The following is an 8,329-nucleotide window of genomic DNA, read 5'->3' as shown; positions in this document are numbered from 1 at the left end:
AAAAACGTTTTTTTGCCTGTACACATTCCTTTGAGACTATCAGCTATACACTCCAAACTTTTGGCTTCGGCGTTATAAGCACCTGAACCCACACCCCACCAATACTAAACAAACAAATAATTATTCTTTTCACCCAATCTGATTTATTGACTCAATGTTTGGGGCATAAGGTAAGGTTGTTTTTGGAGCAGATGCCGGGAGCATCGTTAGCATTAGTGGCCAAGGATGGCCTTCTAATGCAGGCAGAAAAAATAACCTTATCTTATGCATTACACCCAATATTCACTGTCAATCAACTCAATAAATCCAAACAAAAACTTCTACTGCAATAACAACAAAACCTCTGCAAAACTGGCCTTACCCTCTGCATAATTTTTCAGTGTCTCCTGATGAGCGGGTGCCGCAATACCGTAGGCAATAGCATCTAACCGGTCATAGTGTGTGTCGCTCTTACTCACCACGCGATTATTTTGAATCTGACCAACGCCCACTGGCACCAACCTGTCTGCTGACCCACTGTAACCCAGTAAAAACACATAACTGTCATTGGGGGGAACATGGTCATAACTGCCATCCAACGCGGGAATAGCAAAATCAACTGTCAACGACCCACTGACTTGAACCCCGGCTGGTTGCAACACATAAGCCCATTGAGGAATTAGAGGCTTCGTCATGGTGAATGGAATTTGACTGTCTGGAACAAAAACAGCCGCCATAGCACCCTGCTGACGACCATCGGTAAACTGAAGCCTTGCCTGCTGGCTATCTAAGCGCAGTGCATCATTCGCGAATTGATTTACTTTGCCAGACTGAACAGGGGTATAAAGCACTTGCTCAGTCATAGGTATCAGCGAAACAATACTGGCTTCGTTTCGTCGCCCAGCTTCAACATCCAACCACCGTACAAGTGAGCCAAAGCGCCGATTGGTTAAACCTGGATTCACTTCTAAACGATAACGCCCACCTGGCAATGTTTGCTGAGCATTGTCGCCATAACCAAACTGATAAGCGCCATCGCTATTCGTTGTTGCGACTCTGGAATAGGTAAAAGTATCATTCGCTAACACGATTGCACTTGTAACCGGACCTTGAAGTGTCACTTGAATAGCCGAAACAGGCTGGTGGTAAATATCCATGATGGCGCCATTAATAAAGGTGGGTAATGGTCGCGTCTGAAAATTACCTCGGAGCATTTCTTGCCCTTGATACGACACCTGAACATAGACGGTAGCGCCATACGCTAACGACTGCTCAGGATAAAATGCCACAACCTGCTCTCCCGGCAGAACAGAAAGTGATCCCGTGACAGGGGCAAAATCACGGTTTACCGGTTGCAATTGATAGCCTTTGGCAGCCTCACCCGTAGTACCTGCAGGGTCCATATCCTGATAGCTATAGCCATGAGCCGTTTCATTAACCTTTATGGCTAACTGGGACTGATCAATGGGCTGATTAAAGTAAAACGTGAATGGCAGATTAGGTTCATTTCCGTCACTACCGATCACAGGTTCTGTTCGCTCTAAAGCAATGGGTTTTTGCTCTACGGGCAATAGTTGAAGTGGCTGAGTGATAGACTTCACCACCTCACCTTGAGTCGTCGCCTGAGCAATGAGCTGATAGTTACCTGGTGTGTTGGGCAAATTGAGAGTGGCCGAACGCAGCACATTATTACCTTGTAGTTCAATGGCTGTGGATGCGGTACCCGTTGATGTGTCACTTGATTCACTGACCAGCTGAACCGTGATCACAGTGCCTGTACTCACCGTTCCAGAGAGCTGAACCGCCACCTCCAGCTGATAAGGTTCACTCCCTGTAAGTACAAATTCTGACGTCAGCGGACTTAACCACTTCAGATTAACCTCACCGCGTAGCTGTAAGGCATAACTGATCACTTGCTGATTACCCGCATGATCCACAGCCCTCAAAGTCACCAGTTCACTTTGTCCAGGTGCCAGTGTGATGGCTGAATTAAAGCTCAACTCATTGGCTGAACCATCCACAGGTAACAGGGTGACGGGTTGATCATTAATAGTGAAGCTTGCGAGTTGTGCTTCAACCACAGAACCCAGTAATGGATAGGGCTGAGTCACCACCTGATTAACACCAGGTAACGGTTGCAAGCTGCCAGCCACTGCCTGCAAACGGATAACTGGCGGGGTTTGATCACGATGATACGTCAGTTGCTGCTCTGTCACCTGTCCCAAACTGTCTTCAGCACGGAGAGTGACCGTCCAGCTATCGCCCTGCCCAGCCCAATTGACCAACTCCTGAAGTTGGAAGGTTTTGGGTTGTACTGTACCTAAAGGAATGTCTTGTTGATTAAGTTGAATACGCGCCAAGCCAACGGCACTGTTTATTGTCGCTTGTTGAACCCATCCTGGTTCGGCTAACCAGCTATTGTTCGCTGGCTGTATCGCGGCAATTGAAGGGGCAGGTGCGTCAATTGAAGGTTTATAGGTTAGGCTCAGTGTGCGGTCGAGTGCCTGGTCATCCGCTTGAAGTAACAAGGCCAGTGTATTACTGCCTTCCACTAACGTGACCGCTTCAGAAGTAAAGGTAAAACGCGTGTTATCTGCGGTTGGCGAAACCACCGCAAGTTGCCCAGCCACTGTGACAGAAAGCTGTGCGGCAGCCTTGGGTATGGTGAGCTCACCTTTTATCACTACGGTGTTTTGTGTGACCACACTACCTGGTACTGGCTGGTTAACCTGAAGGGCCAATGCCACCCCCGTATCGACCCGGTTCACCGTAAGCTGTGCCTGGCCAACGCGACCTCGGTTATCTTTAGCTGCAATCACAATGATGTTACGGCCAATTGCCAAGGGCACGGTTGTTTGCCAACGATTGTCCTGCAGCAGCTTAACTACGAGGGGAGTATCCCCAAAGCGGTCACTCCGTGCAGTCCACTGAAGACTACTATCCCACTGTTGCTTTAAACCACCTTCTATCTGCAAGGTATCGGAAGTGACTTGCTGATTGTCTGGGGTACTGATAACGGGCTGGGGAGGCTCCAATATAGGATAATCTGTTGCATCGGCAGGGTTAGTACCTGCTGCAAGCTCATCTTCATTACTGACACCATCACCATCTTTATCGGGATCACGATTATCCCCAATACCATCACCATCTAAGTCATGGGTTTCATTAGGGTTATCAGGAAAAGCATCGCTGTCATTAACCACACCATCCCCATCACGATCATCATCCACCGCATCAGGCTTACCATCTTTATCATTATCAGGAGGTGTGCTGGTATTATCTGCAGGGTCAGTGCCTAGCTGAGTTTCATAATCATTACTGATACCATCCCCATCTTTATCTAAATCACTATTATCGCCTTGTCCATCACCGTCCAAATCATTGGATTCTGTTGCATCCTCTGGGAAAGCATCCTCATCATTGTTAACGCCATCGCCGTCTTTATCTTCATCCAGAACATCGGGAATACCATCAACATCCAAGTCTGGTGGTGTACTGACAGGATCACTGGGGTCAGTACCCAGCTGGGTTTCATAGTCATTGCTGATGCCATCCCCATCTTTATCGGGATCACTGTTATCCCCAACACCATCACTATCCATATCACTGGATTCAGTGGCATCGCCTGGGAAGGCATCTTCATTATTAGTGACACCATCACCATCGCGGTCATCATCCAATGGGTCAGGAATGCCGTCCTTGTCTAAATCTGCAGGGGTACTGGCTGGATCACTCGGATCAGTTCCAAGTTGAGTTTCATACGCATTACTAATGCCATCACCATCTTTATCTGGGTCGCTGTTATCCCCAACACCATCACCATCGATATCACTGGACTCTGTGGCATCATCAGGGAATGCATCCTGTGCATTATTGATACCATCACCATCCCGGTCATCATCCAATGAGTCAGGAATACCATCCTTATCTAAATCCGCAGGGGTACTGGTTTTATCATTAGGATCTGTGCCAAGCTGGGTTTCATAGGTATTACTGATACCATCCCCATCGCGATCCGTATCCGTATTATCACCTATGCCATCACCATCAAGATCACTGGTTTCATTGGCATCATCGGGGAACGCATCTTGATCGTTTGCAACACCATCACCATCGCGATCATCATCTAAGGCATCAGGGATACCATCGTTATCTAAATCGGGGGGCGTACTGCTGGCATCATTAGGATCAGTCCCTAGCTGAGCTTCGTAGTCATTACTGATACCATCTCCATCACGATCGGTATCTGCATTGTCACCAATGCCATCACCATCCAGGTCACTGCTTTCATTTGGATCATCAGGAAAAGCATCCTCTGCATTAACGACACCATCACCATCGTGATCATCATCTAACGCATCAGGGATACCATCATTATCCAAATCAGGGGGCTTACTGCTGGCATCATTAGGATCAGTCCCTAGCTGGGTTTCATAGTCATTACTGATGCCATCACCATCACGATCGGTATCGGCATTATCACCAATACCATCACCATCCAGATCGGAGTATTCATGAGGGTCATTAGGGAAGCGATCCAATGTATTGTTGACCCCATCACCATCACGGTCATCATCTAGCGCATCAGGAATTCCATCGTTATCCATGTCAGGGGGCGTACTGGTGGCATCGTTGGGATCAGTGCCCAACTGCGTTTCATAGTCATTGCTAATGCCATCACCATCACGATCCATGTCTGCATTGTCACCAATGCCATCACCATCAAGATCACTGCTTTCATTAGGATCATTTGGGAAGGCATCATCGCTATTAACAACACCATCACCATCCCGATCATCGTCTAAGGCATCAGGAATACCATCGTTATCCAAATCAGGGGGCGTACTGGTAGCGTCATTCGGGTCTGTACCAAGCTGTTGCTCATAGGTATTGCTGATGCCATCGCCATCACGATCCGTATCGGCATTATCACCAATGCCATCACCATCCAAGTCACTGCTTTCATTGGGATCATCAGGGAAGGCGTCACTATTGTTCAGTACCCCGTCACCATCCCGATCCTGATCAAGTGCATCGGGAATACCATCTTTATCAAGGTCTGGAGGAACACTAGTAGGATCACGGGGGTTGGTGCCGAGCTGTTGCTCATAAGCATTGCTGATGCCATCACCATCAATATCATCATCCAAGGCATCAGGGATTTTGTCATTGTCCATATCAGGTGGACTGTCTGCTGGATTATTGGGATCAGTCCCTAACTGCTCTTCGATAGCATTGGAAAAGCCATCACCATCACGGTCATCATCCAGGTGATCGAGGATGCCATCTCCATCAAGATCGGGACAGTGGGAGTAAAAAGGCTGGCCTTGGCTGGCTTCGGGCAAGTAAAAAATACGCGCCCCCCGGACAATATCAATATCACCGGCATTAAGTGCACCATACAGCTGGCTTTCTGGATCAAACTGATAGTGATGTTCCGTATAAATACGAGCGGTAATTCTTGAGCTTCTGGCTTGCCGAACTGAACCTTTGACATAAATGGATAAGGGTGTGCTGCCCGCATTACTCTCATTCATATTAATTCGGCTACTGCGGGGTAATGTAAAACCATGATTAACATACAAGATTACTGGCCCATCACCTCTTAAATAGACCTGACTGCGGTTACCCAGACTTAACCAGTTAATCCAGTACTCACCCGCACTCAATAAAATTTTGGCACGCCCCCCCAAGCGTAAATAGTTGATGTATGTTCGCTGAAAACCTTTAGCAAAACTTAACTCAGCATTCTGTCTAACGACAATATTGCCAAACTGGTTACCATCTCTAGGTTGAAGCTGATAGGAGCGACGTGGTTTAAGGTACACATTGGTGTGCTGGCGACTATAACGAAATCGCGGCTTGACCATCTTGTTCGCAGTGGTATATGACGCCCAACAGTTGTAACGCCCACAGGTATTCCAGGCAAACCAGTCATAGATCCATGGTGTTACCAGTTCGTAACTGGGGTTATTGACGACTTTGCCCCCCAGGAAAAATACTATTCCGCCTCGGGGCTGATTAACTTGTAATGCGCCATCAAACAGTGTTGAACAGTATTGTGCTGCATTGCTTGCCGTGCTTCCTACAATGAATACGATACAAAGCATACACCGTAAACAAGGGATTATGCTTTGATGAATAAAACAATACATCATGATTGTGCTGCCTTAATCTCAGGCTTTCACCTGAAAAAAACAATCAATGATCTATGTATTGGATACGTGAAATGGTATGCATGGGGTGATACAACATAATTCAACCCTTCAGTAAGAAGTAAGAAACTCCCTAACATTTGTCAGTTTATAGCCTTATAAACTGTGCCATTTTCATTTGTAGTCGCTACTCTGTCTCGATATTTTGACGTAAATCCAGCGCATCAGCCGCTGATGTCTGTTCCCGTAAATCAATTACTGTCACTTGAGCCATTGCCTTTTTGGCAGCCTCTTTAATCGCCTGCTGGATACGAAGTGGTGCTAGTTTTTGCCGAATTCTGCCTGCCACTTCAGGTAAAGTTTGTTGGCCCAGACTTTCTTCATTCAACACTTTGACACGCATAACGGTAATTGCCTGATTAGCAGGTGTTGGAGATAAATCACCTGTTTCAGTCGATTGTTCTGCAAATACTTGAGAAAGGTTACCCGCAGTTGTCTTAGCAACCAATGATCGTAATGGCTCAGGTAATAACTCAGGCTTTAACGTCGTTTGTTGTAATCTGATGGGCAGCTTCTGTTGTTGCCATTGGCGAGTTTGAGCTTCCCAGTCCATTTCCATGGTTAGTTTCCCAAGTTGAGTCACCATCACCTGCTGTTGCTCGGGTGATAAGGGCTCCGTATTACTGATCACCTGGAATGTTTTTCTCACACCTGCACTAAATTCTTCAGGATGCGCCTGATAATATTCTTGCACCTGTTCTGCTGTTACAGGCACAGGTTTTGTGTGTTTGGCAAGATAGGCTTTAACTAATTGCTCCTCACGATACGCACTGACATGCCCCTCTAATTTTTGTTTTTCTTGTTCAGACATTGCAGACAGAGCCATCTGCGCCATCGCTTGGCTTTGTACTAAACTTTGTAGAATTTTTTCTTCAAGCGCATCATCATCCTGCAAATTAACACTATTTCCTAAAGTACGCTCAATCGCTAATTGCACATCCTGCTCACGAATAACCGCATCGTTTACTTTATACAAAGGTTTACTGTCTACAGCAGCTGTAGTGTTTCCAGAGGCATCCACTTCACCGGCATTTTGACTAACAGGATGTTCAGATGTTTTTTCTTTAGTCGAAGACGCATCATCACAACCCACTAAAGTTGCTATGTACAGGATGATAAAAACACTGCGAGTATAACACCCCATCATTTTTTTTATCGCTGCTAACCGCCTAATCACATTAAGGCTCCTGTAGCCGTTTTATTTTTGCCAACTGTAATAATCGATCCAATTCTGCCTTACGTGCCTGCTGTCGCAAGATATAACGAATATCACCACGCACTTTTTCGAGTGGCTGCTGAATCGTTTTCGCCGGTTCAACCACTTTAATAATATGGAAACCATAGGGCGTTGCTACTGGCGTAGAAATTTCGCCTTGAGCCATTGAAAATACAGCGGACGAAAAAGTGGGTGCTATTGCGCCTTTGGGTAACCAGCCTAAATTTCCCCCTTTTGCCGCTGATAACTTATCTTCAGAATACTGCTTAGCAATTTCATTAAAATCAGCATCGGCTTGTATTTTGCTGTACAACTCTTGTGCCTGATTTAATTTTGCCTGTCTTTCTGCCTCAGTCATTGAGGGTTTAGTTCGAATTAATATATGAGCGACATGAACCTTTTCAGCGGCGTATTGTTGTTGATTTTTTGCATAATAATCCGCTACCGCCTCATCAGTAATTTGATCCTGTAAATATTGATCAAAATAACGACTGATCAACATCTGTTTTTTAAATTCATTAATCTCCGTATCAATTTGTTGTTGAGTCACAAGAGACTGTTTTTCAATGACACTGGCAAGCGCCTCTCGCTCAAGATACTGTTCCAATGCGCGAGATTTTAATTCTGCTTTATCATTAGGTATCCGTTTAAATTGTAAATAGGCATCAAAAGCATCTTTTGTTATTATTTTATCGTTCACTTTTGCCAACGAATTATCTTCTAAAGCCACCTCTTTTTTTTCATCACGGGAGCAACCGGATACAAGTGCAGAAATAATTAAAACGCTCAATATACCGTTTTTATACTTCATACATTACTCCTGCTTTTCTTAGTTTTAAACCGTTCCACAATGCAATAAAAAACAACAGCTGATTAAAACCATAATTTGTAGAGTATAGCAGCCTGAAAGGCTTATTTT

The 8,329-nt window shown here is 45.6% G+C and carries 3 protein-coding genes; all 3 read right to left on the bottom strand.

The genetic code is table 11. The features are described from left to right. Nucleotides 1–320 precede the first annotated feature (320 nt). Nucleotides 321–6,137, bottom strand: coding sequence for a thrombospondin type 3 repeat-containing protein (locus ACQ96U_RS01085; RefSeq protein ID WP_431719376.1), 5,817 nt, complete (start codon nt 6,135–6,137; stop codon nt 321–323). 184 nt (nt 6,138–6,321) lie between these two features. Next, complete coding sequence (locus ACQ96U_RS01080; RefSeq protein WP_431719375.1) at nt 6,322–7,371, bottom strand: hypothetical protein; 1,050 nt, start codon at nt 7,369–7,371, stop codon at nt 6,322–6,324. Between the two features lies 1 nt (nt 7,372). Continuing rightward, nucleotides 7,373–8,221, bottom strand: coding sequence for a peptidylprolyl isomerase (locus ACQ96U_RS01075; RefSeq protein WP_431719374.1), 849 nt, complete (start codon nt 8,219–8,221; stop codon nt 7,373–7,375). Between the last annotated feature and the right edge of the window lie 108 nt (nt 8,222–8,329).

Source organism: Zooshikella sp. RANM57 (assembly GCF_050749885.1).
Classification (GTDB): domain Bacteria; phylum Pseudomonadota; class Gammaproteobacteria; order Pseudomonadales; family Zooshikellaceae; genus Zooshikella.
The sequence above is the reverse complement of the archived record's forward strand: the minus strand, read 5'-3'. Positions and strand labels throughout refer to the sequence as shown.

What these genes read in the sequence shown, in the direction of transcription:
- ACQ96U_RS01085 (WP_431719376.1), bottom strand. Translation starts at nt 6,137, where the DNA reads ATGATGTATTGTTTTATTCATCAAAGCATAATCCCTTGTTTACGGTGT.
- ACQ96U_RS01075 (WP_431719374.1), bottom strand. Translation starts at nt 8,221, where the DNA reads ATGAAGTATAAAAACGGTATATTGAGCGTTTTAATTATTTCTGCACTT.